Raw genomic sequence first — 26,706 nt, forward strand, 5'->3', positions numbered from 1 at the left:
ACCGTGTGTGTTCGTTCCGTCACTCAACGGTGTAGTGGAGGCGGCCCTTCCGTGGCTAGGGCCGGATTCGGCCAGCCGTCACGCCGAGGCCAGCCACAGGTCCGGCCCGAAGACCTCGTAGTGGATGTCGGCCGCCGGGACGCCCTTGGCGATCAGCTGGGCGCGCACCGACCGCATGAAGGGGAGCGGCCCGCACAGGTACGCGCGGGTGCCGGGGGCGACCGGGACGGCGGTGAGGTCGACGAGCCCGGTGGCGTCGCCGGCCTCGGCCCCGGACTCGTACCAGAAACGGGCCGAGGCGTCGGCGAGCTTGTGGGTCAGGGCGCGGTGGTCCGAGCGCAGGGCGTGGTCCGCGGGGCTGCGGTCGGCGTGCACCACCGTGACCGGGGCGGCGTGCCCGGTGTCGGCCAGGTGCTCCAGCATCGACAGCATCGGGGTGCAGCCGATCCCGGCGGAGGCGAGCAGCACGGGCGTGCCCGGGTCCTGGAGGACCAGGTCGCCGTACGGGGCGGAGACGCGCAGGGTGTCGCCGGCGCGGACCCGGGTGTGGAGGTGGCGGGAGACCTCGCCGTCGGGGCCGCCGGCGGCCGGGCCGTGGACGCGCTTGACGGTGATCGCGCGGACGGGGGAGCCGGGGGAGCTGGAGAGGCTGTACTGGCGGATCTGGCGGGCTCCGTCGGGCAGTTCGACCTGCACCGAGACGTACTGCCCGGGCTTGAAGCGGGGCGCGGGGGCGCCGTCGGCGGGGACGAGGTGGAAGGTGGCGCAGTCGGCCGTCTCCTCGACCCGCGCGGCGACCGTCCACTCCCGCCAGACGTCCCCGGCGACGACCTGCTGTTCGGCGTAGAGCCGCTCCTCGATGGCGATCAGGGCGTTCGCCATCAGCCAGTAGACCTCGTCCCAGGCGTGCGCGACCTCGGGGGTGACGGCCTCGCCGAGGACCTCCGCGATCGCCTCGAACAGGTGCCGGTGGACCACCGGGTACTGCTCGCGGGTGACGCCGAGGGAGGCGTGCTTGTGGGCGATGCGGTTCAGCATCACGTCCGGGCGGGTGTCCGGGTGCTCCACGAGGTGGGTGGCGAAGGCGGCGATGGAACCGGCCAGGGCCTGCTTCTGGAGCCCGGCGTTCTGGTTGCCCCGGTTGAACAGGTCCCGGAGCAGGGCCGGGTGGGCCGCGAAGAGCTTCGCGTAGAACAGCTCCGTGATGTCCGTGATGGCGGCCCCGACGGCGGGCAGGGTGGCGCGTACGGTCGCGGTCGACTTCTCCGACAGCATGGCGGCTCCTCGCTTAATTGGTACTTCAGATTCGTATTAAAGGGTGTGGCGGGGCCCGCCGCCATACGGAGATCCGTTCGAAGGCGGGCCCGGGGGGTGTGGTCAATCGGCCACTCGGCCGGCGGTGCCCGACAGGCCCAGCAGCAAGGGCCCCGTGGGGGCCGCCACCAGCTCTTCCACCGTCAGCGGGTCCAGGGCGGCGAAGAACGCCTCCTGGGCCCGGCGCAGCGCCCCGCGCAGGACGCAGGCCCCGCGCAGCGGGCACGGGCTGGCGCCCTCGCAGTCCACGACGTCGCCCGCGCCCTCCAGCTCGCGCACCACTGTGCCCACCGAGGCGGTGCGCCCGGCGGCGGTGAGCGCGAGCCCGCCGCCGCGGCCGCGCCGCGCCTCGACCAGTCCGAGATGCTGCAGCCTGGCGACCACCTTCGCGGTGTGGGTGTAGGGGACCTCCATGCTCGCCGCCACCTCGCGGGTGGTGGGGAGGTCCGTGTCCTCGACGGCCAGGCGCATGAGCACGCGCAGCGCCAGGTCCGTGAATCGCGTCAGCCGCATGACCCCAGGGTAGAAAACTGGCATCGCAGATACAAATTATGAGCTCCCCGGCGCGCGGGATGGCCGGAACCGGTCAGGTCCCAGGGAGGAAATGTGAAGCGGTTGAACCTTTGAGCATGCCCCTGCCGCCCGGAGCCAGTCCCACCCGTTCGTGTAGTGGCCCCGTCACGCGGCGCACTGGAAGGCTTCCGTCCCGCAGACCCATGGAGTGATCGAAGGGAAAGACATGTCGGTCCAGGCAGGTTCCGAAGCAGAATCCCGGACAACGCAAAGCAGTCTCGGGACCGCGGCGGCCCGGAACTTGGCAACCACGACCAAGTCCGTGCCGCAGATGCAGGAGATCACCTCGCGGTGGCTGCTGAAGACGCTCCCGTGGGTCTCCGTGCACGGCGGCACCTACCGGGTCAACCGCCGCCTCAGCCACTCCGTCGGCAACGGCGTCGTGGAGTTCGTCAAGACGGGCTCCCAGGTCCAGGTCATCCCGGCGGAGCTCGGCGAGCTTCCGCTGCTGCGCGGCTACGAGGACGAGGAGGTCCTCACCGAACTCGCCGCGCGCTGCCGCCAGATCGACTTCGAGGCCGGCCAGGAACTCACCTCCTTCGGCAGCCCCGCCGACGAGGTCTTCCTGCTCGCCCACGGTCGCGTCGAACAGGTCGGCCCCGGCCCCTACGGGGAGGACGCGGTCCTGCGGACCGTCGCCGACGGCGCGTACTTCGGTGACGCCGCCCTCGCCGAAGAGGGCGCCATCTGGGAGTACACCGCCCGCGCCGCCACCGCCGGCACCGCCCTCGTGCTGTCCGCCCAGGACTTCCGGCTCCTCGCCGACCGGGCCGGCTCGCTGCGGGCGCACGTGGAGCGCGTACGCACCCGGCCCGAGCGGCGCACCAACCCGTACGGCGAGGCCGCCATCGACCTCTCCGCCGGACACGTCGGCGAGGCCGTCCTCCCCGGCACCTTCGTCGACTACGAGACGCGGCCGCGCGAGTACGAACTCTCCCTTGCACAAACGGTCCTGCGCGTCCACACCCGCGTCGCCGACCTCTACAACCACCCGATGAACCAGACCGAGCAGCAGCTCCGGCTCACCGTCGAGGCGCTGCGCGAGCGCCAGGAACACGAGCTGCTCAACAACCCCGAATTCGGGCTGCTCCACAACGCCGACTACGACCAGCGCATCCAGCCCCACGACGGCGCCCCCACCCCGGACGACTTCGACGCCCTGCTCAGCATGCGGCGCGACTCCACGCTGTTCCTCGCGCACCCCGAGGCCATCGCCGCCTTCGGCCGCGAGTGCAACAGGCGCGGCCTCTACCCGGACACGGTCGACGTCGCCGGCACCCGGGTGACCGCCTGGCGGGGCGTACCGATCTTCCCCTCCACCAAGATCCCGGTCAGCGGCACCCGGACGACCTCCATCCTGTGCATGCGCACCGGCGAGGAGGAGCAGGGCGTCATCGGCCTCCACCAGACCGGCATCCCCGACGAGATCGAGCCCGGCACGTCCGTGCGCTTCATGGGGATCGACGAGCAGGCGGTCATCTCCTACCTGGTCACCGCCTACTTCTCCGCGGCCGTCCTGGTCCCGGACGCCCTCGGTGTCCTGGAGAACGTCGAGATCGGCCGCCGGTACTGATGGCGGCCGACACCGTCGTCACGGGCGAGGGGCAGGAAGCGGCGATCCTGCTGGAGGACACGAGGGAAACCGTCGACCCGGAGCTGCGCCGGGCCGTCGAGAGCCTGCCCGGCGGGATGCGCCGGGTGGCGATGTACCACTTCGGGTGGGAGGACGAGGACGGCGGCCCGGCGGCGGGCGGCGCGGGCAAGGCCATCCGGCCGGCGCTCGTGCTCGCCTCGGCGCGGGCCCTGGGGGCGTCGGGGGAGGCCGCCGGGAACGCCGTACGGGCCGCGGCCGCCGTGGAGCTCGCGCACAACTTCACGCTGCTGCACGACGACATCATCGACCGCGACGTCCGCCGCCGCGGCCGGCCCACCGCCTGGACCGTCTTCGGCACGGCGGACGCGATCCTCGCGGGCGACGCCATGATGGCCCTCGCGCTCCGGCTGCTCGCCGAGGACCCGCACCCGGCCTCGGCGGCGGCCTCCGCCCGCCTCGCGGCCTGCGTCGTCGAGCTGTGCGAGGGACAGCAGGCGGACTGCGCCTTCGAGGAGCGGGAGCACGTCTCGCTCGACGAGTGCCTGACCATGGCCGCGGCCAAGACCGGGGCCCTCCTCGGCTGCGCCTGCGCGCTGGGCGCGCTGTACGCGGGGGCCGGGCCGGAGGAGGTCGAGGCGATGGACGCCTTCGGCCGGGAGGCCGGCCTGGCCTTCCAGCTGATCGACGACCTGATCGGCATCTGGGGCGACCCCGGGCACACCGGCAAGCCCGCCGGGGCCGATCTGCTCGCCCGCAAGAAGTCCCTCCCGGTCGTGGCCGCCCTCACCTCGGGGACCGGCGCCGGGGAGGAGCTGGCCCTCCTGTACGCGGGCCCGGTCACGGAGGACGACGTGCCCCGGGCCGCCCGCGCCGTGGAGCGGGCCGGCGGCCGCGACTGGGCGCAGGCCCACGCCGCCGACCGGATGGGCCGGGCGGTGCAGGAGCTGTCCCGGGCGGTACCCGACCTCGCGGCGGCGGGCGGGCTGCTGGCGCTCGCGGAGTTCGTCACGCGGCGCACGAAGTAGCGTCCGCCAGGCGAGCGTTGTCGCGGACGGGTCCGTTCCGGCGCTGCGGGGCGCCGGAACAGGCCTTTTCCCGACCGCGTGGCCAGGACCGGGCGGGGCAACTCTAGGATCACTCGCGGTAGTTGACCTGTGAGTGAAGGGTGTGTCCCGTGGTGCTGGAGATACGTCAGGCGGATCAGTCGGACCGGGACGCGGTCGCGCGCCTGCTGGACGAGGCCTTCCGTGACGACCCGGTGAGCAGCTGGGTCTTCCCCGATCCGGAGCACCGGGCGGCCGTGCACGGGAAGTTCCTCGGGGTCTTCGTGGACGAGGCGCTGGCCGGGGGCCGGATCGATCTCGCCGCGGACGGCTCGGCCGCCGCGCTGTGGCTGCGGGTCCCGGCGGGGGAGCACGGGGGCGGGGCCCCCGAGGACGACGTCCCGGCGAGGATGCGGGCGGTCGCCGACCCGGACAACGAGCGGTGCGAGCTGGTCGGGCGGCTCACGGGGGAGGTGCACCCCACCGCCGAGGAGCACGAGTACCTGCTGATGATCGCGGTCGCGCCCGGGCGGCAGGGCGAGGGGCTGGGCACGGAGCTGATGCGGCCGGTGCTGGAGCGCTGCGACCGGGAGGGGCTCCCGGCCTACCTGGAGGCGAGCAGCGAGCGGAGCAAGGGGTTGTACGAGCGGCTCGGGTGGGAGTTCACGGGTGAGGCGGTGCGGCTGCCGGACGGGCCGCTGATGTGGCCCATGTGGCGCAAGCCGCGGGGCTGAACGCCGGCTCCCGGAAGGGGGTTGGCAAATCACTTCATCTGAAGTACTTTCACTGACGTGCTCCGGAGCGGCGGCACGCCCGAACGGAAGAGGATCGCTTGCGCAAGCTCACGTACTTCATCGCCACCACCGTCGACGGCTTCATCGGAGACCCGGACGGCGATGCCGATTTCATCTACGGCTACCTGGACCCGGAGTTCGTCGGCCACCTGGCGGCCGAGTACCCCGAGACGATCTCCGCCGCGGGGCGCGAACAGCTCGGCATCGCGGACGCCGCGCCCAAGCACTTCGACGCGGTGATCATGGGCCGCAACACCTACGAGCCCGGCCTCAAGGCGGGCCTGCCCAGCCCCTACGGCCACATGCGCGAGCAGTACGTCGTCTCGCGCAGCCTCACCACCCCGCCGGACCCGCAGATCCGGCTCATCAGCGGTGACCTCGTGGCCCACGTGCGCGAGATGAAGGCACGGGACGGGCTCGGCATCTGGCTGTGCGGCGGCGCCGACCTCGCGGCCCAGCTGGTGGACGAGATCGACGAGTACGTCATCAAGACCTACCCCGTCGTCGTCGGGAGCGGCATGCCGATGTCCCGGGCCGGCTTCGGGGTGCGCTCCCTGGAGCTGACCGGCTGCACCACCCTCGGCGGCGGCCAGGTCGTCACCTCGTACGACGTCAAGCGCTGACCGCCGCGCCGGGCCGGCCGCGTCCCGCGGGCCGCGTCACGCCGATCACGTCAAAACGTGCGAAACCGGCCTACCGTAGAGGTATGGCCGGTGAAGAGCAGCAGCGCGAGCGCGGGACGGTCGCCCCGCGGGCCGGACACGAGCAGCAGACGTGTCCGGCCTGCGGGCGTGCCGTGGAGACGGTGCTCCGACGGCGCAAGTCCCTGGGGATCTTCATTCCCGAGTGGAGCCCGGGTCCCTGCCGGAACCCGGACTGCGCCCTGTACGTCCCCGTGGGCTAGGCCGTGTCTTCCAGAAGACACGGCCTGGGGGCCGGGCCCCGCGCCCCGGGCTAGTTCTTCGCGTCCAGGCCCGAGGCGGCGAAGCCGTTGGCCCACAGCTGGTTGACGCGCGTCCGCTCGGCGCTGTTCGGGGTGGCGTTCGTGCACGAGGTGCCCGGGCCGCCGCCCGACATCAGCTCGCTGCACGGACCGGAGTAGTGGTCCGGCAGCCCCAGCACGTGACCCGTCTCGTGCGACGTCACGCGGGTGGAGTTGTACTGCTGGTTCTGCCGGTAGTCCAGGAAGATGTAGCCCCGGCCGTGACCGTCCGTGCTCGCGTACGAGCCACGGGAGTCGTTGCCCTCGCGGTACGAGAAGTTCCCGCCCGAGGACACCTCCTGGAGCTTCACGTTGGTGACCGAGCTGTTCCAGATCCGGGTCGAGTTGGCTATCTGGGTACGGAAGCTCGGGGCGTTGCGGGTGTTGTAGGTGACGGTCACGGCGAGCGCGCCCGGGTTCGCGGCCCGCTGCTCGGCCACCGAACGCTTCACGGCCTCGAAGAACGCCCGGTTGGCGGCCTCGTTCTCCGGGGAGCGCTCGTACGCGGCGTAGCTCGCCGGGGTGCCGGCGGGGGCGGCGGGCGCTGCCCCGGCGGTGGGGACGACGCCGCCGAGGGCGGCGGCGACACCGAGGCCGACGGTGGCGGCGGACAGCATGGTCCTACGGGAGTGGCGCATGTGGGGGGCTCCTACTCGGCAGGTGCGGTGGGGGGTGGATGGGTCGTCCGGTACCGGAGTCTGCGGGAGCCCATGGGGCCTGCGGATGATGTCAGAGCCCGATAGCACCGTCCTATCGGGCGGGTTTCGGCGAGATGCACCGTGGTCAACTGGTAGGAGAATGGCGGGATTCGGGGGGCTATCGGCGGCTGGTGCGGCCCGCGCCCCCACGCCTACCCTCGGGTCATGGAGCTCGAGGTGAGGCACTTGCGCGCGCTGTGCGCCATCGAGGAGGCCGGAAGTCTGCACAAGGCCGCCCGGCAACTCGGCGTGAGCCAGCCCTCCCTGACGACGCAGCTGCGCCGGATCGAACGGGCCCTGGACGGCGAGCTGTTCCTGCGCGAGCGGACCGGCTGCCGGCCGACGCCCTTCGGGCGCACGGTGCTCGGCAGGGCGAGGCCGCTGCTCGCCGAGATGGCCGCGCTGGTCGCCGACGCCCGGGCGGCGGCGCGCGGGCCGCGGCTGCGGATCGGCTCGACCGCGAGCCGGGCCCTGCCGGGATGGCTGCGGCGGCTGCACCTGCGCGCGCCGGAGACGGAGACCTCGCTGGTCGTCGACGTCTCGGCGAACGCGCTGCTGCGGATGACGGCCTCCGGGCAGCTGGACGTGGCGTTCGTGCACGAGGTGGAGGGCAGCCCGCTGCGGGTGCCGGCCGGGCTGGAGCTGCGGGTGCTGATGGAGCGCGAGCCGCAGTTCGTCTCCATGTCCCGCGACCATCCCGCCGCGCGGTCGCAGGTGGTGGCGTTACAGGACCTGGCCGGGGACCGCTGGACGGTGGACCCCTCGGTCGACGGCGAATGGGACGGCCTGCGGAGGGTCTTCGCGGGGGCGGGGGTCGACCCGCCGGTGCTGCACGCCGACTACCACACCGCGACCTCGCTGATCGTGTCCGGCGAGGCGGTGGCGCCGTGCCAGCCGACGTCCGGGCCGCGGGACGACATGGCCATCCGGCCGCTGTCGGGGGACCCGCTGGCCGTACGGCTCCTCCTGGCGACCCGGCCGGGGGAGCACGCGGAGGCCTTCGAGGACCTCCGCGCCGCCTACCGCGAAGCCGCCCTCCGCACCCCGCCGTACCGGGCCTGGCTCCGCCGCAGCGGAAGCCCCCTGCTGGTGGCGTAACGATTCCTCACCCCGCCCCCCGCCCCCGCCCCCGCCCCCGCCCGGCCTGATCCGGCCGGGGGCGGGGGCGCAGTCGTGCCCGGGCCCGGCCGGGTGCCTCGGCGCGCCCCCGCGGCGGGCGGTGCTTGACTTCCCCCGACCGCGATATATCGTGTCTACAGAAGACGCGATATGTTGCGTGCGTCCGCGCCCCGAGGAGGAGCAGCACCATGGCAGAGCAGATGACGTGGTCCGTCGCCGCACCCCAGAAGCTCACCTTCGAGCACCCCGTCGACGACCTCCGCGTCCGCGTGGTCGGCGGCACGGTGAACGTGGTCGCCGCCGAGGAGGGCCCGGCCCGGCTGGAGGTGACCGAGGTCGACGGGCCCCCGCTGCACGTGGTCCAGGAGGGCGGCACCCTCACGCTCTCCTACGAGGACCTGCCCTGGAACGGCTCGCAGGGCTTCCGGAAGTGGATCGAGGGCAAGCCCTGGAAGGCCTGGACCGGTTCCTCCCCGGACGGACGCAAGGCCTGGGAGCGCAGCGTGACCGTCACGCTCACCGTCCCCGCCGCCGCCCGCGTCCAGGTGGCCACCGTCGGCGCCGCCGCCTTCGTCTCCGGAATCGCCGGCGGCACCGAGGTCAACGGGGTCTCGGGTGACGCGACCCTGGTCGGGCTCTCCGGGCGCGTGGAGGCCCGTACGGTCTCCGGCAGCGTCGAGGCGCAGTCCGTCACGGGTGAGCTCGGCTTCCACTCCGTCTCCGGCGGACTGACGGTGGTCGACGGCGCGGCCGGCAGCGTACGGGCCGACTCGGTGAGCGGGGACATGCTCATCGACCTCGTCCCGGACCCGGCCGCCGCCAAGCCGGTGGACATCTTCCTGAACTCCGTCTCCGGCGAGGTGGCGATCCGCCTCCCGCACCCCGCCGACGCCCGGGTCGAGGCCAACACCGCCACCGGCAGCGTCTCCAACGGCTTCGCGGACCTGCGGGTCACCGGCCAGTTCGGTGCCAAGCGGATCACCGGCACCCTCGGCGCCGGCACCGGGACGCTGCGGGCCACCACCGTCTCCGGGGCGATCGCCCTGCTGAGCCGCCCGCAGGCCGCCGTCGCCCCCCTCCAACTCGACAAGAAGGTGCTCTGACATGCCGCCCGTCTTCGCCCACGGCCGCCTCCGCCTCTACCTCCTCAAGCTGCTGGACGAGGCGCCCCGGCACGGGTACGAGGTGATCCGCCTGCTGGAGGAGCGCTTCCAGGGGCTGTACGCGCCCTCCGCCGGCACCGTCTACCCGCGGCTGGCCAAGCTGGAGGCCGAGGGGCTGGTCACGTACGCCACCGAGGGCGGGCGCAAGGTGTACTCCATCACCGAGGCGGGCCGCGCCGAGCTGGCGGACCGGGGCGGGGAGCTGGCGGACCTGGAGCTGGAGATCCGCGACTCCGTCTCCGAACTGGCCGCCGAGATCCGCGACGACGTCCGCGGTGCCGCCGGTGACCTGCGCCGGGAGATGCGCGCCGCGGCCTCGGCGACGGCGACGCAGGTGGACGACGAGTCCTGGAAGGCCGCCAAGGAGGAGTTCCGCAAGGCGAAGCAGGAGTGGAAGGAACAGGCCCGCCGCGCCAAGGACGAGAGCCGCCGGGCCCGTGAGGAGGCCCAGCAGGCCCGCCGCCAGGCGAAGGAGGCCCAGGAGCGGGCCCGCGAGGAGGTCCAGCGCATCGCCGCCCAGCTCCAGGAGCAGTTCGCCAAGTCCGGCGGGGTCCTGGGCAGCCTGGCCGGCGCCTGGCTGGGGAACACCGCCCCGGCCGGCCCCGCCGGGACCGAGACCGCGACCGCCCCGGGGCCCTCGGGTTCGGAATGGGCCGAGGACCTGACGCCGACCGCCGACCCCGCGCGGGACCTGGACCGGCTGCTGGACCGCTTCCGCGACGACGTGCGCGACGCGGCACGCGACCACGGCGTGACCCCCGCCCAGCTGGCGGAGGCCCGCGCCCACCTCGCGGCGGCCGCCGCCCGCATCGCGTCGGGGCTGAAGAGCTAGGGCCTGTCGTCAAGCTGCCGTCTGCCCCGCGACGCCTTGCACGCGCTCTCGCCGCACCGGGCGGAAGCCCGAGTGCGTCCAGTACGAGGGCTGCCGCCCGGCACGCCGAGAGCACGCACCAGACGCCGCGGGGCCGCCCTCCGGGCGACGACGGCAGTTTGACGACAGGCCCTGGCGGTGTCTTGGGATCAGGCCGCGAGGGCGGTCTCCACCCCGGCGTAGGTGACTCCGTGGTCCGCGAGGGCCTCGGAGACCGGGCCGGGGCGCGCGATCAGGGCCAGGAGCAGGTGCGGGGTGCCGATGTGCCGGTCCTTGCGGCCCAGTGCGATGCGCAGTGACTGTTCCAGGGTCTTCTTCGCGCCCTGGGTGAAGGGGAAGTGGCGCCGGTCGGGGTCGGGGCGCCCGAGCGCCTTGCGGAGGGAGTCGCCCAGTCCCCGACGACGGGGCGCCGGGGCCGTGAGGGCGCCCGCGCCGTGGGTCTCCTCGACGCGGGAGACGATCTCCGAGAGGTCGATGCCGAGGCCCGCGAGGGCCTCCTCGTCCGCCCGGGACATCCCGCCCCGGCGGCGGGTGGCCTCCAGGGCGGCGGTGAGGGCGGGGACGTCCACGTCCAGGCGGTCCAGGGCGCCCTGGGCCACCAGGGACAGCAGCAGGTGTTCCTCGGTGACGGTGTCGGCGCCGGCCGCGCGGGCCTCGGCCACCGCACCCGTCACCGCGTCGCGGGCGTCCCGGGTGAAGCGTTCGAACATCAGAGCCTCCCGTGCTTCTTGTGGACGGCCTGCCGGCTGACGCCCAGCTCGGCCGCGATCTCCTGCCAGGACCAGCCCTGGGCGCGGGCGCTGCGTACCTGGACGGCCTCCAGCTGCTCCAGCAGCCTGCGGAGGGCGGCCACGGCTCGCAGGCCCACGCGCGGGTCCCGGTCCCCGGCCCGTTCGGCGAGATCGGTCGCTTCGGTCATGCCTGTCAATGTAGGTTGACGCGGGAGGGTCGTCAACCCTGATTGACAAGAGGGGTTCAGACCGTGAGGACGATCTTGCCGAAGAGGTCTCCGGCTTCGAGCTTCTCGAAGCCCTCACGGGCGCGGTCCAGCGGGAGGACCTGGTCGATCACCGGGCGGATGCCGGTGGCCGCGCAGAAGGACAGCAGGTCCTCCAGCTCGTCCTTGGTGCCCATGGTCGAGCCGACCACCTTCAGCTCCAGGAAGAAGATCCGCCGCAGCTCGCCGTGCGGCGGGGTGTCGCCGCTGGTCGCGCCCGAGATCACCAGGGTGCCGCCGGGGCGCAGGCACTTGACCGAGTGCGACCAGGTGGCCGCGCCCACGGTCTCGATGACCGCGTCCACGCGCTGCGGCAGCCGCGCGCCCGGTTCGTACGCCTCCACCGCGCCCAGCTCCACGGCCCGCTTGCGCTTGGCCTCGTCGCGGCTGGTGGCGAAGACCCGCAGGCCGGCGGCCTTGCCCAGGACGATCGCGGCGGTGGCGACCCCGCCGCCCGCGCCCTGGACGAGCACCGAGTCGCCGGGGCGGACCCCGGCGTTGGTGAACAGCATCCGGTAGGCGGTCAGCCAGGCCGTCGGGAGGCAGGCGGCCTCCTCGAAGGACAGCTCGGCGGGCTTGCGCAGCACGTTCCAGGCGGGGACGGTCACCTGCTCGGCGAAGGTGCCCTGGTAGAGCTCGGTCAGGACCGAGCGCGGCTCGTCCGGGCCGACTCCGTGGCCGCTCTGGCCGATCACGGAGTGCAGGACGACCTCGTTGCCGTCCTGGTCGGTCCCGGCGGCGTCGCAGCCGAGGATCATGGGCAGTTTGTCCTCGCCGAGGCCGACTCCGCGCAGCGACCACAGGTCGTGGTGGTTGAGCGAGGCGGCCCTGACGTTGACGGTCACCCAGCCGGGGCGGGCCACGGGGGCCGGGCGCTCGCCCAGCTCAAGGCCGTTCAGCGGCTGGTCTCGGTCGATTCGGGCGGCATAGGCAGCGAACATGGCGCCAGACGCTACCGGTCGGTAGGGGTTTCTGACCAGAGGCGGATGATCGGGATCCGGCCGGAGCGGAGGCAGTGGTTCGCCGCTCAACTACCCTCCGTACCAGGTGGTTTGCCGCTCGCATAGGACTAACCGGAACGTCAAGAAGGTCCCCGGAAAGGGGTAGGATTCAAGCCATGCGGCGCGCTCGTCATGAGCCTGTCATCTCGTCGCATTCTCGCTTTGCGTTCCCGCGTCTCTCGCGCCCGGCAAGGAGGGCGGAGCGACCCCTCCCGGTTCGGGGGCGGGGAGGGTGCGTTCCTGCGAGGGGACGACGCGTACGCGAAGAGGCCCGGCCGGAGTCATCCGGCCGGGCCTCACCCGTGGAACCAGAACCGCCGTGGCACTAGGCCAGGCGGGCCACCCCGTCGGCCTTCGCCGCCGCGGCGACCGCGGCCGTGACGGCCTCGGCGACGCGCTCGTCGAACGGCGAGGGGATCACGTAGTCGGCGGCGAGCTCGTCACCCACGACACCGGCGATGGCGTCGGCGGCGGCGATCTTCATGCCCTCGGTGATCCGGGTCGCGCGGACCTTCAGAGCACCCGCGAAGATGCCCGGGAACGCCAGCACGTTGTTGATCTGGTTCGGGAAGTCCGAACGGCCGGTCGCCACGACGGCCGCGTACTTGTGCGCGATGTCGGGGTGGACCTCCGGGTTCGGGTTGGCCATGGCGAAGACGAAGGAGTTCTTCGCCATCGTGGCCACGGCCTCCTCGCCCACGGTGCCGCCGGAGACGCCGATGAAGACGTCCGCGCCCGCGAGGGCCTCTTCCAGCGTGCCGTTCAGGCCGGTCTTGTTCGTCAGGCCCGCGATCTCGGCCTTGACGTCCGTCAGGTCGGTCCGGTCCGAGGAGACGACGCCCTTGCGGTCGGTGACGCAGACGTCGCCGATGCCCGCGTCGACCAGGATCTTGGCGATGGCGATGCCCGCCGCGCCGGCGCCCGCGATCACGGCCCGCAGGTCGCCGAGGGTGCGACCGGTGAGCTTCGCCGCGTTCCGCAGGGCGGCCAGCGTCACGATGGCCGTGCCGTGCTGGTCGTCGTGGAAGATCGGGATGTCCAGCGCCTCCTGGAGGCGGCGCTCGATCTCGAAGCAGCGGGGCGCGGAGATGTCCTCCAGGTTCACCCCGCCGAAGGACGGCGCCAGACGGATGACCGTCTCGACGATCTCGTCCGTGTCCTTGGTCGCGAGCGCGATCGGAACCGCGTCCACGCCGCCGAACTGCTTGAAAAGAATCGCCTTGCCCTCCATCACGGGGAGGGAGGCCTCGGGACCGATGTCACCGAGTCCGAGCACGGCCGTACCGTCGGTGACGACGGCGACCACGTTCGACTTCCAGGTGTACTCGTTCACGAGCTCCGGCTGCTCGGCGATGGCGGTGCACACCTTCGCCACGCCGGGGGTGTACGCCAGGGACAGGTCGTCCTTGTCGTTCACCGGCACCGTGGCCTGGATGGCCATCTTGCCGCCCCGGTGCAGCGCGAACACCGCATCGGGGTTGTTGTCCGTCGCACTGTCGCTGCGAGGGTTGACGATCTCCGCTGCCACTTCGTGTGACCCCTTAAGTCCTTTGAATCGTTGAGGGTGGCCACTCCTGGTTAAGGGGTGGGCGGGCACCGCGTTCGTACTCCGCATCGACGGTTGGACCGTCTCCGCGGAGGGGAGGTTCGTACGCGCGGGCGCGCCGCACGCGCGCCCTGAGCCCCGGATGAGGGGTGTAAGGATCTGTTCTACCCGAAGAACACACGCCCAGACGAGTCGATTCCGGACTGATCGTAGGGTCCTTGCCCCGGTTTTGGCTAAAAGTCCAAATCTCTCTGTCCAGCAGACGAGACGCACCGTAAATAGTGAGGCGAAAACGGCTGGTCACGGCGGTTTGTGCGGCTCCGATGGGCCTTGCCCGCAGTCCTGTTGGGTAGTCGGGGGCGCCCGTTATCTGATTTTGACCTGACGAGCAGCCTGAATGCGTCAGTCCGAATGGCAAGATGCCGTAATCACACAAGGTCGCGACACTCGATGGTGCGTGCCGGCCTTCTCTCGGATGCTTTTCCACCCCTGTCGGAGGAACCGCTCATGACCGCAAGCACCACCCGTCGTACGACCGCCGCCCGGTCCCGGATCGCCGCGGTCGGCGCGATCGCGGTCGCCGGCGCCCTGATCCTCACCGGATGTGGCGACCAGACCGAGGGCAACGGCTCCTCGACCCCGTCGGGCAAGACCGACAACAGCGCCCCGCTGTTCTCGAAGCTCCCGAAGAAGATCCAGGACGCGGGTGTCGTCAAGGTCGGCTCGGACACGGCCTACGCGCCGATGGAGTTCGTCGAGAACGGCAAGATCGTCGGTGTCGACCCCGACATCGCCGAGGCGCTCGGCAAGCAGCTCGGCGTGAAGTTCCAGTTCACCTCCGGCACCTTCGACGGCCTGATCACCTCCCTGGAGACCGGTCGCCAGGACATCGCGATGTCCTCGATCACGGACAACAAGAAGCGCCAGGAAGGCCTCGACGACAAGGGCCAGAAGATCGGCAAGGGCGTCGACTTCGTCGACTACTTCTCCTCCGGCGTCTCGCTCCTCGTCAAGAAGGGCAACCCGGAGAACATCAAGTCCCTCGACGACCTCTGCGGCAAGACGGTCGCCGTCCAGCGCGGCACCACGTACGAGGACACCTTCAAGGCCCAGGCCGAGAAGTGCGGCGACAAGAAGCTCACCATCGAGGCATTCGACACCGACGCCGAGGCCCAGACCCGCGTCAAGGCCGGCGGCGCCGTGGCCGACCTGAACGACTTCCCGGTCACCGCCTACACGGCGAAGACCTCGGGCGGCGGCAACGACTTCGAGGTCGCCGGCCAGCAGGCCGACGTCGGCCTCTTCGGCATCGCGGTCTCCAAGGAGAACACCCAGCTCCGCGACGCCATCAAGGAAGCCCTCGACGCCATCATCAAGGACGGCTCCTACGCCAAGGTCCTGGAGAAGTGGAACGTGAAGGACAGCGCCGTGCCGTCCGCCACGATCAACGCCGGCAAGTGATCCGAGAGCTCCACTGAAGGGCAGTCATTGTGACTGACAAGATCGACAAGGGTCCGGCCGAAACTCCGGCCGGGCCCGGCGCCTCGGGCAATCCCTACGAGGCGATCAAGGCCATCCCCGTACGGCACTACGGCCGCTGGATCAGCGCCGTGGCCGTGGCCGTCGTCCTGGCGTGGCTCGTCGTCGCCTTCTCCCAGGGCAAGATCATCTGGGGCACGGTCGGCGACAAGCTGTTCGACCCCGCGGTCCTCACCGGCCTCGGCAACACCATCATCATCAGCATCTCGGCCATGGCGCTCGGCCTGGCGCTCGGCATCCTCTTCGCCGTGATGCGGCTGTCGAAGAACCCGGTCACCAGCTTCGTGTCCTGGCTCTACATCTGGTTCTTCCGCGGCACCCCGGTCTACGTGCAGCTGCTGGTCTGGTTCAGCCTCCCGCTGATCTTCCAGTACATCGACCTGGGCCCGATCTACAAGAACGAGACCGTCGACGTCATGACGCCCTTCATGGTCGCCCTCCTGGGGCTCGGCCTGAACGAGGGCGCCTACATGGCGGAGATCGTCCGCGCGGGCATCCAGTCCGTCGACGAGGGCCAGACCGAGGCCTCGCACGCGCTCGGCATGACGCAGACGCAGACCATGCGCCGCGTCGTGCTGCCGCAGGCGATGCGCGTGATCATCCCGCCGACCGGCAACGAGTTCATCAACATGCTGAAGACCTCCTCCCTGGTCTCGGCGGTGCAGTACACCGAACTCCTGCGGGCCAGCTCCAACATCGGCAGCACCGCCGGCGCGGTCATCGAGATGTACTTCGTGGCCTCCATCTGGTACCTCGCGCTGACCAGCGTCTTCAGCGTCGGCCAGTACTACCTGGAGCGCCGCTACGCCCGCGGCTCGCTGCGCAGCCTGCCGCCCACCCCCTTCGAGCGGCTCAAGGCCAACCTGAACATGTTCCGCCGTACGGAGGTGGCGAAGTGACCGCCCAGCCGATGGTCAAGGCCGAAGGCGTCCACAAGTCGTACGGCGCCGCCCACATCCTGCGCGGCATCGACCTTGAGGTCGCCCCCCGCGAGGTCTTCTGCCTGGTCGGCCCGTCCGGCTCCGGCAAGTCCACCTTCCTGCGCTGCATCAACCACCTGGAGCGCATCAACGCCGGCCGGCTCTCGGTCGACGGCCAGCTGGTGGGCTACAAGCAGAAGGGCGACAAGCTCTACGAGCTGAAGGACAGCGAGGTCGCGGCCCAGCGCCGGGACATCGGCATGGTCTTCCAGCGCTTCAACCTCTTCCCGCACATGACGGCCATAGAGAACGTCATGGAAGCCCCGGTCATGGTCAAGGGCGAGAGCAAGGCGGTCGCCCGCGAGCGCGCCGTCAAGCTCCTCGACCGCGTCGGCCTCGGCACCAAGGGCGGGAACTACCCGACCCAGCTCTCCGGCGGCCAGCAGCAGCGCGTGGCGATCGCCCGCGCGCTGGCCATGGAGCCGAAGCTGATGCTCTTCGACGAGCCCACCTCGGCCCTGGACCCGGAGCTGGTCGGCGACGTCCTCGACGTCATGCGGGACCTGGCCGAGTCCGGCATGACCATGATCGTGGTGACCCACGAGATGGGCTTCGCCCGCGAGGTCGGCGACAACCTCGTCTTCATGGACGGCGGTGTGGTGGTCGAGTCCGGCAACCCGCGCGACGTGCTGGGCAACCCGCAGCACGACCGCACGAAGGCGTTCCTGTCCAAGGTCCTCTAGGACCTCCGGGACGGAGCACCGGGCGCGGAGCACCGGCGCAGGGGCGGTACGGGAACCCGTACCGCCCCTGCGGCGTATGCGCCCGGAGTTCCTGCCGGAGTCCCAGGACCGGCGCGCCCGAGGGGGAGCGCCGGACGGAGCGGGCCTCCGCGGAACCGGCCTGGCGCAGGGTGCGGGCGGGCCAGGCCTCGTCCGGGGTGGCGCCGTCGGCGTGCTCCCCGTCGAGATCCGGCCCCGTGACGGTGGCCTCCGGGAACCGACGCGGCGGCCGGTCCGTGATACTTCCCGTACCGCACGCGAGGTCCGGCACCCGGGGGGAGGGGCCCACCAGGGCCACGGCCATGTCCGGCATCACCCGGAACCGCTCCTCGCGGTCGGGCATGTACCACTCCTGCCGGCGGTCCCGGCTCTCCTGCCGGGCACGCCAGTCCGTACCGAACGAGCCAGCCGCGGCGTCCGTCATCCCGAACCCCTTCGCCCGTAATACCCTCGAAGGCATAGCAGCCGTTACCCGGCTGATGCAGACACTCATCCGCAGCCGTAAGGACTACAAGTGGAACTGGCCCATTACTCGGACTTCGCGGTGCGCCTGGTCAACACCGAGGAGCCGGCCCGCAACAAGGACGCCCTCACCTCCGCGGACGACGTCCGCGCCCTCTTCGGGGCCAGCGTGCAGATGGCCCGACGCGTCACCGACACCGACGTCACCCGCTTCCGCAACGTCCGCGGCCGGCTGCGCGCCGTCTTCGAGGCCGCCGACGGCGGCGACCACGCCCTCGCCGTCGACCTCCTGAACTCCCTCCTCATGGAGTTCCCCGTCAGCCCCCAGGTCACCGGCCACGACAGCGTCCGCGAGGACGGCAGCCCCGACTGGCACATCCACCTCGCCGAGCACCCCTCCAACGCCTCCGCCGGCTACGCCGCCATGGCCTCCATGGGCCTCGCCTTCGCCCTCACCGAGCACGGCCCCGACCGCCTCGGCCTGTGCCAGGCACCGCCCTGCCGCAACGCCTACCTCGACACCTCCACCAACCGCTCCCGGCGCTACTGCTCCGACCGCTGCGCCACCCGCGCCAACGTCGCCGCCTACCGCGCCCGCAAGCGGCTGGAGGCCGAGACGTCCGCACGCAGCGGCCGCACCGCCGACACCGCCCAGGACAGCCGCTCCCTCAGCGAACGCTGACCCGCCGGGCGCGGCCGCAGCCGCAGGAACGCCACCGCCAGCACCAGCTCCTCGGGGACCGCGCCGTAGTCGGTGCTGTCCCCGGTCTCGTTGAACGGGTTGTCCCCGAGCATCCACCAGCCGCCCGGCCGGCGCTCCGCCGCCCGCTTGACCACCAGCAGGTCCTGCTGGAGCGGATGCCGGAACACCACCACGTCACCCGGCCGGACCAGCGCCCCGTACCGGACCACCAGCCGGTCCCCGTGCACCAGCGTCGGCACCATCGACGGCCCCGACACCTCGGTGATCCCCACGCGCACCCGCGCCCGCCTGCTCTCCGCCATCTCCGGCCTCCTCGTCGCTCCCCGCATGCTGCCGTACGGCCCCGTACGTTCGCTCACCCCCGCTCGGCCGAGGCTGGACTTTTGTCCTAAGCCCATGGGGGCGCCCGCGATTTCCGGATTCTCAACGAGTAATCTCCACCCTTGAGAAGACGATCACGAGGAGGACCCACTCCATGCTTTCCCGCTTCTTCGCCCCCAAGGTGAAGGTCTCCGCCCACTGCGACCTGCCCTGCGGCGTGTACGACCCGGCCCAGGCCCGTATCGAGGCCGAGTCGGTCAAGGCCGTCCAGGAGAAGTACCAGGCCAACGAGGACGCGGACTTCCGCGCGCGCGCCATCACCATCAAGGAGCAGCGCGCCGAGCTCGCGAAGCACCACGTCTCGGTGCTGTGGAGCGACTACTTCAAGCCCCCGCACTTCGAGAAGTACCCGCAGCTGCACACCCTGGTCAACGACACCCTGAAGGCCCTCTCGGCCGCCAAGGCGTCGAACGACCCGGCGACCGGCGCCAAGGCGCTGGAGCTCATCGCCGAGATCGACCGCATCTTCTGGGAGACCAAGGCCGCCTGATCTTGGCCCCGCCCCACACGACGCGCCGAGGGGCCCGACCGCACGCGGTCGGGCCCCTCGGTCGTGCGTACGCGCTGCTCGGACTACTCGTCGTCCTCGTCCTCGTCGTCCAGCCGGGCCAGCCAGGTCGCCAGGCGTTCCACCGGGACCTCGAAGTCCGGGTTCAGGTCGACGAAGGTGCGGAGCTGCTCGGCGAGCCACTCGAAGGTGACCTCCTCCTCGCCGCGCCGCTTCTCCAGCTCCTCGATGCCGCGATCGGTGAAGTACAAGTCGGGCTCCGTGCCGTGTGGTGGTGATGGGGGCTTTTCCCGCCAGGATAATCCGCTTACCACCGAGACCCTCCCGCCCGCCGGTCACCCGGCGCTACCTTGGACGCCCTTCACGGGGCGAGCGGGGAACGGGGGACCGGAGATGCCGGACGGGCGCACGGCCGGATCCGCGCGCGCCTTCGAGCTCCTGGAGCCCCTGGTCCAGGCCGCCACCGTACGCGTCCACGCGCCCCCGGACGGGTATGACAGCCCTGGGGCGGGGCCGACCTGGGGGAGCGGGTTCTTCATCGCCCCGGGCTGGGTCCTGACGTGCGCGCACGTGGTCGGCGAAGGGGGTGCTGCCGTGCGGCTTGCCGGGCGCGAGATCGGCATCACCTTCTTCTCCGGAGGCGCCCCCGCGGGCACCCCGGGGCGCCCCCCGGGCGGCCCCGCCGCGGACGGCGCCACCGGGACGGTCACCGGCCGCGTGGAATGCGTCCTGCCCGAACGGCTCGACGAGCGCCGGCCCGGCCGGCGCGCCCTGTGGGACCTGCCCGACCTGGCACTGGTCCGGGTCCTCTCACCCATCACCCACGCCTGCGTCTGGCTCACCGACCGCGCCAGACCCCGCCTCGACGAAGCCGCCTACTTCGGCTGCACCGAGGAACTCGGCATCCGCGAGATCACCGGCCGCACCACCCGGCTGCGCGGCATCGCCGCCGGCGGAGCCGCGATCCGCCTCGGCGACGACGACGAGATCGAAGCCGGCATGTCCGGCGGCCCCGTCGTCGACCTCGCGCGCGGAGAGGTCGTCGGCATCGTCAAGGCCCGCCGCCACGGAGGCGGCGGCGGACTCGCCGTGTCCGTGGCCCAGCTGCGCACCCTGCCCATGGCGGCCCCCGGCCAGACCGGCCTCTACCGCAGGGTCATGCAGGCCCACGACCTCTACCACTACGACCGCCACCTCAGCGACCTCGACAACCGCCGCACCTGGACCGACGTGCACGACGAACTGCCCGCCGGCGACGGCGACCCCCACGGCGGACGCGGCCGGCTCACCCCCGGCGAACGCACCACCCTGTGCGGGCTCCTCGCCGAACTTCCCCCGCCCCGCTCCTCCGAGGCCGTCCGCGAACTCGCCGAACAGGCCCGCGGCGAGGAACCCGACCCCACCCTGCCCGCCCCGCTCAGCTGGCGCGACGGCCTCGGACTGCTGCACGACCCGCCCGGCGCCGGCGGCGAGGCCGCCGCCATGCTCCGCTACGCGACCGGAGTCAGCGTGGCCGACCACCGCGAACCGCCCGCCCCCGGCGCGGACGAGGAACTGTGGGACTGGGTGCGCGCCACCGCCGAACGGCTCTGGCGCCCGCTCCGCCGGGAACTGGGCGAGCGCCACGAACGCGGCCTGGCCGAGCGCGAGCGCCGCCGCCGCGCCGCCGCCGGCCGCGAGGCGCACGGCCCCGCCCGGCGGGCCGGAACCCTGCCGCCCGGCCCCTCGGTGCTGCTGGAGGCGTGGGCGCACGGCTGGGAGGACGTCTACGACTGGCGGGTGTCCGTCCTGGCCGGCCCCGCCCGCCCCGGCCGGGTCACCCCCGTCGCCGCCGGCGTACGGGCCACCCTGGCGGGGCTGCCCGAGGCACTGCGCGCCCCGCTCGCCGAAGGGTTCCGGCGCTGCGACACCCACGAGGCGGCCGCGCTCCTCGAAGTCGCCGTCGCGCCCGAGCTGTTCGGGCTCGCCGTGGACGAGTGGGCCGTCTCCGGCGGGACACCGGTCGGCGTACAGCGGCCCGTGGTGTTCCGCTTCGGCGGCGAGGCCGTCTCCGGCGGACGGTGGACGCGGGTGCAGACGGGACCCCTGCTGGCCCAGCGCGCCGACTGCCTGCGGGGCCGCCCCCGCAGCCCCTCGCCCGGCTGGCTGGAGGGGCTGCTCGACCACACCGTGCCCGTGCTCTGCCGGGCGCCGGCCACCGAACCGACCCTGGGCGCGCTGCACTCCGTACGCGAGGCCGGCTACGGAGTGGTGCTGTGCCGCAGACCCCCGCCCGACCCGGGGGCCTCCTGCGCCCCCTTCCACCGGGGGCTGCGGGAGGAACTGGCCGAGGCGGGCCGGGGCGCGGCACTGCCGCAGCGCCTCCAGGCCCTGCGGCAGCGGGCGTACGGGGCCGACCCCGACGCCTACTGGGCGGCCGGGCTGGCCCTCGTGTGGGACGACCCCGCGCGGGCCCTGCCCGAGGACGAGCCCCTGCAAGGGGACCTGTGAGGGGAGCTGCGGGGGTACCGGCGGGCGGACCTGCGGGCGGGCCTGCGGGCGGACCTGTGGGGCGGGACGCTCGGCACCCGGGGCGAGGGCGGGACGGGCGGGACGGGCGGGACGGGCGGGACGGGAAGCAAGGGCGACGCGGGCCGGGCGGGCGACGCGGGCCGTACGGGAGGGAGCGGGCGTGAACGACGAATGGCTCATCTACCGGGGTGTGGGCGAACCCCATGACGGGATCGCGGCCCTGCCGGACCCCCCGCCCTGGCGGGACTTCGACGGCGGACCCGTCGTCGCACCGGGCGGACCCGCCGCGTCCGCCGACGGCAACGTGGCCCGGCGCCTCGGCGCCCACCGGCAGGCCGCCGAACTGCACCGGCCCGAGCCCGAGGAACTGGAGGCCGTCAACGCCGCGCTCTACCTGCGCAGGCCCCTGCTCGTCACCGGCTACCCCGGCACCGGCAAGTCCACCCTCGCGCACGCCGTCGCCCACGAGCTGAAGCTCGGCCGGGTACTGCGCTGGCCCGTGGTCTCCCGCACCGTGCTCCAGGAAGGCCTCTACCGCTACGACGCCCTCGCCCGCCTCCAGGACGTACAGATCGCCGCCGGAGCCGCGGGCGCCGCCGGAGCGGGCGGGCCGGGCGGGCCGGGCGGGGCCGGAGGGAGCGGCGGGGCACCCGGCATCGGCAGGTACATCCGGCTCGGCCCGCTGGGCACGGCACTGCTCCCCACCGAGCGCCCCCGCGTCCTGCTCGTCGACGAACTCGACAAGAGCGACATCGACCTCCCCAACGACCTGCTGAACGTCCTGGAGGAAGGCGAGTTCACCCTCCCCGAGCTGGAACGCGTCGCCGACTCCGAACCCGAGGTACAGGTCCTCACCGACGACGGGGCCAAGGTCACCGTCCGCGACGGGCGGATCCGCTGCCGGGCCTTCCCCTTCATCATCCTCACCAGCAACGGCGAACGGGACTTCCCCGCCGCGCTGCTGCGCCGCTGTATCCAGCTCAAACTCGGCCAGCCCGGGGAGAAGCGGCTCACCACCATGGTCCGGGCCCACCTGGGCGAGGAGGCCGCCCAGCTCGGCGCCGACCTCATCCGGGAGTTCCTCAGCCGCTCCCGCTCCGAACTCGTCGCGGCCGACCAGCTCCTGAACGCCATCTACCTCACCCACTACGCCGCCCCGCCCAGCCGGGACGACCTCGCCGACCTCCTCATCCAGCGCCTCGACCGCCCGAGGTGATTGCCGGTGCCCCAGGACCAGGACCCCCCGGCCCCCGGCGGATCTGCAACCCCGGCGGGATCCGCAACCCCGGCCGGAACCGTCGCCGCGCAGATCCGCGCCCTCGCCGGGCTGCTGCGCGCCGCCGGGCTCGACCCCACCGCCGAGGAACTGGCCGACGCGCTGTGGCTCGCCGGACGGACCGGCGCCGCCGCCCCGCCCGCCGGCCCCGGCACCGGTACGCAGGCCGGCGCCGCCGCGCCCGGGGAGGCGGCGGACCCGCCGTGCCCCGACGGCGACGCCGGGCCGGCCCCGGAGCCCGCACCGGAGGACCCGGAGCCCGAGGACCCCGTCAGCCTCTACCCCGCCGAGGACCGCCCGGCCCCCGACACCGGGGCGGCCGCCGAGATCCCCGTCGCGGGCGGGGTGCCCGTACGCGTGCCCGGGGCGGCCGCGCTGCCCCGGATCCTCGAGATCCAGCGGGCCCTGCGCGCCCTCCAGCGGCACCGGCCCCCCGGCCGCCCCACCCGTACCGTGCTCGACGAGGCCGCCACCGCCGAGGCCAGCGCCCGCGCCCTCGGGCTCGTCATCCCCGTCTTCCGCCCGGAGAGCCGGCGCGAGGCGACCGTACGCCTCGTCATGGACGCCTCGCCCTCCATGGCGGTCTGGCGGGAGATGTTCGAGGAACTCCGCTCGGTATGCGAACGGCTGGGCGCCTTCCGGGACGTCCAGGCCCATCACCTGCACCGCCTCCCCGACGGCACCGCCGCCGTCGGCCGGGGCCCCGCCCCCGGCCCCGGACTGCGCTCCGGCGACCAGCTCCGCGACCCCACCGGGCGGGCCCTGACCATCGTCGTCTCCGACTGCGCCGGGCCGATCTGGCGTGAGGGCGAGGCGCAGCGGCTGCTCCACCGGTGGGCCGAGTGCGCGCCCTGCGCCGTCGTCCAGCCCCTGCCGCAGCGGCTGTGGAGCCGCAGCTGGCTGCCGACCGAGCGCGGCGTGCTGGAACGCGCCGCCGGAGCCGCCGGAGCGGGCGGCGGCGGCACCGGCGGCGGGCCCCGGCTGAGGTTCCGGCCCGAGCGGCCGGCCCGGCCCGGCCGGCCCACCGGCGGGCTCACCGTGCCCGTCCTCCCGCCGAACGCCATCGCCCTCGGCGCCTGGGCCCGGCTCGTCGCCGGACTCGGCACCGGCCCGGTACCCGCCGAGGTGGGCCGGGTGCTCGCCCGCCACCCCGCCGCCCCCGTACCGCTGCCCCGCACGGCCCGCCCGCCGCGCGAACTGGTCCGCCGTTTCCGCTCCTCCGCCGCGCCCGGCGCCGTCCAGCTCGCCGTGTACCTGGCGGCGGCGCCGCTGACCCTGCCCGTGATGCGGCTGGTGCAGCGCACGATGCTGCCCGACTCGGAACCCTCCGACCTGGCGGAGGTCCTGCTCAGCGGGCTGCTGCGGCGCAGCGGCGAATCGCCCGGGCAGTGGTACGAGTTCGTGCCCGGCGTGCAGGAGGTGCTGCTGGGGCCGCTGGGACGGGACGAGGCCGCGCTGGTGCTCAAGCACTGCTCGGAGTACGTCCTCGCGCACTTCGGCCGGGGCGTGCCCAACTTCCCCGCGCTGGCCGTCGCCCAGCTCACCGGGGAGCCGGCGCCCGACACCGCGCCCGCACCCGGACCGGACGCCGGCTGGGACGGCCACCGGGTGCCGCCCGGGCAGCTCCCGAGGGCCTTCGCGCAGGTCTCGGCGAAGGTCGTACGCCGCTACCTGCCCGGCCCGCCGGAGGAGGACCCGCCGCCGCCCGCACCGCCGGTCCCCGTCCCGGTCGCGGACCCCCCGCCCGGCCGCGCCTGGGCCGTCCGCGCCGCCCGGGAACGGCTCGCGCAGGGCGCCGCCGGCACCGACGCCCGGCCCCTGTACGAGTCCGCCGCACTGCTCCGCCGGGCCCTCGCGGCCCCGCCCGGCCCCGGGGACCCGCCGGAGGAGGCGGAGACCGAACTCGCCGGGGTACTGCTGCGGCTGTGGGCCGTCCAGCGGGACCCCGAGCACCTCGACGAGGCCGAACGGGCCGTCACCGGGCTGACCACGGCAGCCGGCCGGGCGCAACTGGGCCGGGTGCTGTACGAGCGCGCGGCCGCCGCCGGATCCGCGCCCGAGCTGCTGGCCGCCGCCGACCGGGAGTTCGCGGCCGCCTCCGCCGACCCCGGCCTGCACCGGGAGTGCGCCGTGCTGCGGGCGCGGACCCTGATGCGGCTGAGCGCGCTCCGCGCCGACCCCGGGCCGCTGCACGAGGCACGGGCCGCGCTGGAGCCGCTGACCCCGGGCGCGGCGGACCCGGAACTCCTCCTGACCCTGGGCCGCGTCCTGGTGGCCCTCCTCCCGCACACCCCGGCCCCGGAGGACCGCACCGCCCTGGCGGAACACGCCGCCACCACCCTGACGGCGGCCCTGGCGGCGCTCCTGCCCCCGCCGCCGGGTGCGGACGCGGGCCCGGACGCCGAGCGGGCGTCCGGCTCCGGCGAGGGCGGCCCGGACCACGCGGCCCCGGGCGCACCGGACGCCGCCCCGGCACCCCGCGAGGGCTCGGACCCCGGCCCCGGCCCGGCGGCCGCCCCGGACCCCGGCGACGGGACGGCCGCGGCGGAACCGCCCGCCGGCCCCGGTACCGCCCCCGCACCGGACCCCGGCGGCGGCCGGCGGACGGCCGTACGGGTCCGGGTCGAGCTGGCCGGGGCGCTGCGGTACCTGCCCGGGCGGCTGGAGGAGGCGGCCGGGCAGCTGGCGCGCGCCCTGGAGGAGGCGGCGGGGGAGTCCGGGCTGCGCCTCGCCGCACTGCTGTGCCTGGCCCGCGTGCACCGGGCCCGGTACGCGCGCGACGCCGACCCGGCGGCCCTGGAGGAGGCGGCCGAGGCGTACGGCCGGGCCCGGCGGCTGATCCCCCGGGACGGCGAGGCCTTCGGGGAGCTGCTGCCCGAGTGGGGCGACGTACTCCTGGACCGGGCGCGGGCCGCGGACGGGCGCCCCTTCGCCTCCACCGCCGTACGGGTGCTGCGCGAGAGCCGCGCCGCCGTGCCCCAGTCCGACCCCGGGGCGGCGTACCGGCTCGTGCGGCTGGCCGCCGGGCTGCGGCTGCGGCACGCCTACGAGGGCGACCTCGTCGACCTGCGGGAGGCGGAGTACCTGCTGGAGCTGGCCGTGCGGCAGAGCCACTGCCCGCTGGAGCGGGCCAGGGCCTGGCGGGACCACGGGGACGTGCAGCAGGAGATCCACGCCCACACCCGCACCGCCGACCGCCTCGACCGCGCCGCGGACTCCTACCGCAGGGCCTGGCGCGCCGCCCTGGACGCCGACGGCAGCGGCCCGGCCGGCAGCGGCGCGGCGCTCCGGCTGGCCGCCCGCGTCCAGGAGCTGCGCGGGGAGGTCCTGGAACGCCTCGCCCGGCCCCGCGCCGCCCTGGACGCCTACCGGGCCGCCCTGGAGCTCTGGCAGCGCCACGGCACCCCCGACGGCGACCGCGCCCGCGCCGTACGGGCCCGGGTCCGGGCCCTGGAGCCGGGTACCTGATCCGTTTCCCCGCGCCGGGCGCAGGGAAAGGGCAGTGGACCACACACGGCGAGGGGACGGGCAGCCCATGGTGACCGGACGTCAGGAAGCGGCGGCAGCACCACCACCGGCCCGCCCGTGCCCGGGGCAGGGCTCCGGGCCCGGGCTGCCGGACCTCTCCGGCATCGACCTGGCGGCGCTGCGCGGGATCGACCACCCCGTCCTCGCCGAGGTCATCGCCGGCCTGGTCGACCGGGTCACGCACCCGGCCGAGATCCTCAACGCGTTCGACTCCGGCGTCGCCTGACGGCCCCCCGTCCCGGGCGCCGGCCCCGCCCGCGGGTTTCCCCCGACCGCCCCGCCCCCGCAGCGGAGTTGACCACTTTCCGCCGTTAGCCGGACCCGTGCGGAGGGCAGGGATGGACCGTTCTGGGGGTCCCCCGGAAGCCCCGGACGGAGTCCGGGGCGGCACCCGGGGGGAG

The 26,706-nt window shown here is 73.6% G+C and carries 26 protein-coding genes and 1 pseudogene; 17 read left to right on the plus strand and 10 right to left on the minus strand.

All coding sequences use genetic code 11. The annotated features are described in order from the left end of the window. Nucleotides 1-78: 78 nt before the first annotated feature. Nucleotides 79-1,275 carry a globin domain-containing protein gene (locus AC069X_RS15175; RefSeq protein ID WP_478728810.1) on the minus strand — a complete coding sequence of 399 codons (1,197 nt, stop codon included), beginning with the start codon at nt 1,273-1,275 and terminating at the stop codon, nt 79-81. A 102-nt stretch (nt 1,276-1,377) separates the two neighbouring features. Beyond that, nucleotides 1,378-1,827 (minus strand): RrF2 family transcriptional regulator, encoded by a 450-nt coding sequence (locus tag AC069X_RS15180; protein WP_478728812.1) that lies wholly within the window; start codon nt 1,825-1,827, stop codon nt 1,378-1,380. A 226-nt stretch (nt 1,828-2,053) separates the two neighbouring features. Here AC069X_RS15180 and AC069X_RS15185 point away from each other — a divergent pair, with 226 nt between their 5' ends. From AC069X_RS15185 to AC069X_RS15205, 5 genes are all read left to right on the plus strand, one after another. After that, nucleotides 2,054-3,460, plus strand: coding sequence for a family 2B encapsulin nanocompartment shell protein (locus AC069X_RS15185; protein WP_478728814.1), 1,407 nt, complete (start codon nt 2,054-2,056; stop codon nt 3,458-3,460). Continuing rightward, nucleotides 3,460-4,506 carry a family 2 encapsulin nanocompartment cargo protein polyprenyl transferase gene (locus AC069X_RS15190; protein WP_478728816.1) on the plus strand — a complete coding sequence of 349 codons (1,047 nt, stop codon included), beginning with the start codon at nt 3,460-3,462 and terminating at the stop codon, nt 4,504-4,506. The genes AC069X_RS15185 and AC069X_RS15190 overlap by 1 nt, the downstream gene beginning before the upstream one ends. 149 nt (nt 4,507-4,655) lie before the next feature. Beyond that, a complete protein-coding gene (locus AC069X_RS15195; protein ID WP_478728818.1) occupies nt 4,656-5,258 on the plus strand; it encodes a GNAT family N-acetyltransferase in 603 nt (200 codons plus the stop codon). A gap of 98 nt (nt 5,259-5,356) precedes the next feature. After that, nucleotides 5,357-5,941 carry a dihydrofolate reductase family protein gene (locus tag AC069X_RS15200; protein ID WP_478728820.1) on the plus strand — a complete coding sequence of 195 codons (585 nt, stop codon included), beginning with the start codon at nt 5,357-5,359 and terminating at the stop codon, nt 5,939-5,941. A gap of 83 nt (nt 5,942-6,024) precedes the next feature. Beyond that, entirely contained in the window at nt 6,025-6,222 is a 198-nt protein-coding gene (locus AC069X_RS15205; protein ID WP_478728822.1) for a hypothetical protein, read from the plus strand. A 50-nt stretch (nt 6,223-6,272) separates the two neighbouring features. Here the strand turns inward: AC069X_RS15205 and snpA are convergent, their stop codons facing one another. After that, nucleotides 6,273-6,938 carry a snapalysin gene (gene snpA / locus AC069X_RS15210; protein WP_478728823.1) on the minus strand — a complete coding sequence of 222 codons (666 nt, stop codon included), beginning with the start codon at nt 6,936-6,938 and terminating at the stop codon, nt 6,273-6,275. 225 nt (nt 6,939-7,163) lie between these two features. On the opposite strand from snpA, the gene AC069X_RS15215 reads away from it, so the two are divergent. The 3 genes from AC069X_RS15215 to AC069X_RS15225 all read left to right on the plus strand — a co-directional run bounded on the left by AC069X_RS15215 (nt 7,164) and on the right by AC069X_RS15225 (nt 10,112). Next, on the plus strand, nt 7,164-8,096 hold the full coding sequence (locus AC069X_RS15215) for a LysR family transcriptional regulator (RefSeq protein WP_478728825.1): 933 nt from the start codon (nt 7,164-7,166) through the stop codon (nt 8,094-8,096). A 209-nt stretch (nt 8,097-8,305) separates the two neighbouring features. Further along, nucleotides 8,306-9,220, plus strand: coding sequence for a DUF4097 family beta strand repeat-containing protein (locus tag AC069X_RS15220; protein ID WP_478728826.1), 915 nt, complete (start codon nt 8,306-8,308; stop codon nt 9,218-9,220). Nucleotide 9,221: 1 nt separating this feature from the next. Further along, a complete protein-coding gene (locus AC069X_RS15225) occupies nt 9,222-10,112 on the plus strand; it encodes a PadR family transcriptional regulator (RefSeq protein ID WP_478728828.1) in 891 nt (296 codons plus the stop codon). A 188-nt stretch (nt 10,113-10,300) separates the two neighbouring features. Here the strand turns inward: AC069X_RS15225 and AC069X_RS15230 are convergent, their stop codons facing one another. The 4 genes from AC069X_RS15230 to AC069X_RS15245 form a co-directional block, all read right to left on the minus strand. Further along, nucleotides 10,301-10,861 (minus strand): Clp protease N-terminal domain-containing protein, encoded by a 561-nt coding sequence (locus tag AC069X_RS15230; protein WP_478728830.1) that lies wholly within the window; start codon nt 10,859-10,861, stop codon nt 10,301-10,303. After that, on the minus strand, nt 10,861-11,070 hold the full coding sequence (locus AC069X_RS15235; RefSeq protein WP_042818984.1) for a helix-turn-helix domain-containing protein: 210 nt from the start codon (nt 11,068-11,070) through the stop codon (nt 10,861-10,863). The genes AC069X_RS15230 and AC069X_RS15235 overlap by 1 nt, the downstream gene beginning before the upstream one ends. Before the next feature lie 56 nt (nt 11,071-11,126). Continuing rightward, nucleotides 11,127-12,089 carry a zinc-binding dehydrogenase gene (locus AC069X_RS15240; RefSeq protein WP_478728832.1) on the minus strand — a complete coding sequence of 321 codons (963 nt, stop codon included), beginning with the start codon at nt 12,087-12,089 and terminating at the stop codon, nt 11,127-11,129. A 385-nt stretch (nt 12,090-12,474) separates the two neighbouring features. After that, complete coding sequence (locus AC069X_RS15245; protein WP_478728834.1) at nt 12,475-13,677, minus strand: NAD(P)-dependent malic enzyme; 1,203 nt, start codon at nt 13,675-13,677, stop codon at nt 12,475-12,477. A 525-nt stretch (nt 13,678-14,202) separates the two neighbouring features. On the opposite strand from AC069X_RS15245, the gene AC069X_RS15250 reads away from it, so the two are divergent. The 3 genes from AC069X_RS15250 to AC069X_RS15260 are packed head-to-tail and all read left to right on the plus strand — an operon-like array spanning nt 14,203 to nt 16,897. Then, nucleotides 14,203-15,156, plus strand: a complete 954-nt coding sequence (locus AC069X_RS15250; protein WP_478728836.1) for an ABC transporter substrate-binding protein — start codon at nt 14,203-14,205, stop codon at nt 15,154-15,156. Nucleotides 15,157-15,185: 29 nt separating this feature from the next. After that, complete coding sequence (locus tag AC069X_RS15255) at nt 15,186-16,133, plus strand: amino acid ABC transporter permease (RefSeq protein WP_478728837.1); 948 nt, start codon at nt 15,186-15,188, stop codon at nt 16,131-16,133. A gap of 11 nt (nt 16,134-16,144) precedes the next feature. Beyond that, on the plus strand, nt 16,145-16,897 hold the full coding sequence (locus AC069X_RS15260) for an amino acid ABC transporter ATP-binding protein (RefSeq protein WP_478729246.1): 753 nt from the start codon (nt 16,145-16,147) through the stop codon (nt 16,895-16,897). Between the two features lie 220 nt (nt 16,898-17,117). Here AC069X_RS15260 and AC069X_RS15265 read toward each other — a convergent pair. Continuing rightward, nucleotides 17,118-17,360, minus strand: a pseudogene (locus AC069X_RS15265) (SAM-dependent methyltransferase); the annotation flags it as partial. Nucleotides 17,361-17,450: 90 nt separating this feature from the next. Here AC069X_RS15265 and AC069X_RS15270 point away from each other — a divergent pair. Further along, on the plus strand, nt 17,451-18,080 hold the full coding sequence (locus AC069X_RS15270) for a CGNR zinc finger domain-containing protein (protein WP_478728839.1): 630 nt from the start codon (nt 17,451-17,453) through the stop codon (nt 18,078-18,080). On the opposite strand, the gene sodX is transcribed toward AC069X_RS15270, so the two are convergent. Continuing rightward, nucleotides 17,984-18,403 (minus strand): nickel-type superoxide dismutase maturation protease, encoded by a 420-nt coding sequence (gene sodX, locus AC069X_RS15275; protein ID WP_478728841.1) that lies wholly within the window; start codon nt 18,401-18,403, stop codon nt 17,984-17,986. The genes AC069X_RS15270 and sodX overlap by 97 nt on opposite strands. A gap of 173 nt (nt 18,404-18,576) precedes the next feature. On the opposite strand from sodX, the gene sodN reads away from it, so the two are divergent. Then, nucleotides 18,577-18,972: a superoxide dismutase, Ni gene (gene sodN / locus AC069X_RS15280; protein WP_007266490.1), complete on the plus strand. Its 396-nt coding sequence runs from the start codon at nt 18,577-18,579 to the stop codon at nt 18,970-18,972. A gap of 83 nt (nt 18,973-19,055) precedes the next feature. Here the strand turns inward: sodN and AC069X_RS15285 are convergent, their stop codons facing one another. Continuing rightward, nucleotides 19,056-19,241, minus strand: a complete 186-nt coding sequence (locus AC069X_RS15285; protein ID WP_007266501.1) for a DUF6104 family protein — start codon at nt 19,239-19,241, stop codon at nt 19,056-19,058. Between the two features lie 142 nt (nt 19,242-19,383). On the opposite strand from AC069X_RS15285, the gene AC069X_RS15290 reads away from it, so the two are divergent. The 4 genes from AC069X_RS15290 (at nt 19,384) to fxsA (ending at nt 26,531) form a co-directional block, all read left to right on the plus strand. Next, on the plus strand, nt 19,384-21,480 hold the full coding sequence (locus AC069X_RS15290; RefSeq protein ID WP_478728844.1) for a VMAP-C domain-containing protein: 2,097 nt from the start codon (nt 19,384-19,386) through the stop codon (nt 21,478-21,480). A 181-nt stretch (nt 21,481-21,661) separates the two neighbouring features. After that, nucleotides 21,662-22,717, plus strand: a complete 1,056-nt coding sequence (locus AC069X_RS15295) for an AAA family ATPase (protein ID WP_478728846.1) — start codon at nt 21,662-21,664, stop codon at nt 22,715-22,717. 6 nt (nt 22,718-22,723) lie between these two features. Next, the gene (locus tag AC069X_RS15300; RefSeq protein WP_478728848.1) at nt 22,724-26,245 is read left to right on the plus strand and encodes an SAV_2336 N-terminal domain-related protein; all 3,522 of its coding nucleotides are present in this window, start codon (nt 22,724-22,726) and stop codon (nt 26,243-26,245) included. Between the two features lie 67 nt (nt 26,246-26,312). Next, entirely contained in the window at nt 26,313-26,531 is a 219-nt protein-coding gene (fxsA, locus tag AC069X_RS15305; RefSeq protein WP_478728850.1) for an FxSxx-COOH cyclophane-containing RiPP peptide, read from the plus strand. The last annotated feature ends 175 nt before the right edge of the window (nt 26,532-26,706 follow it).

The organism is Streptomyces sp. NPDC043896 (genome assembly GCF_056435605.1).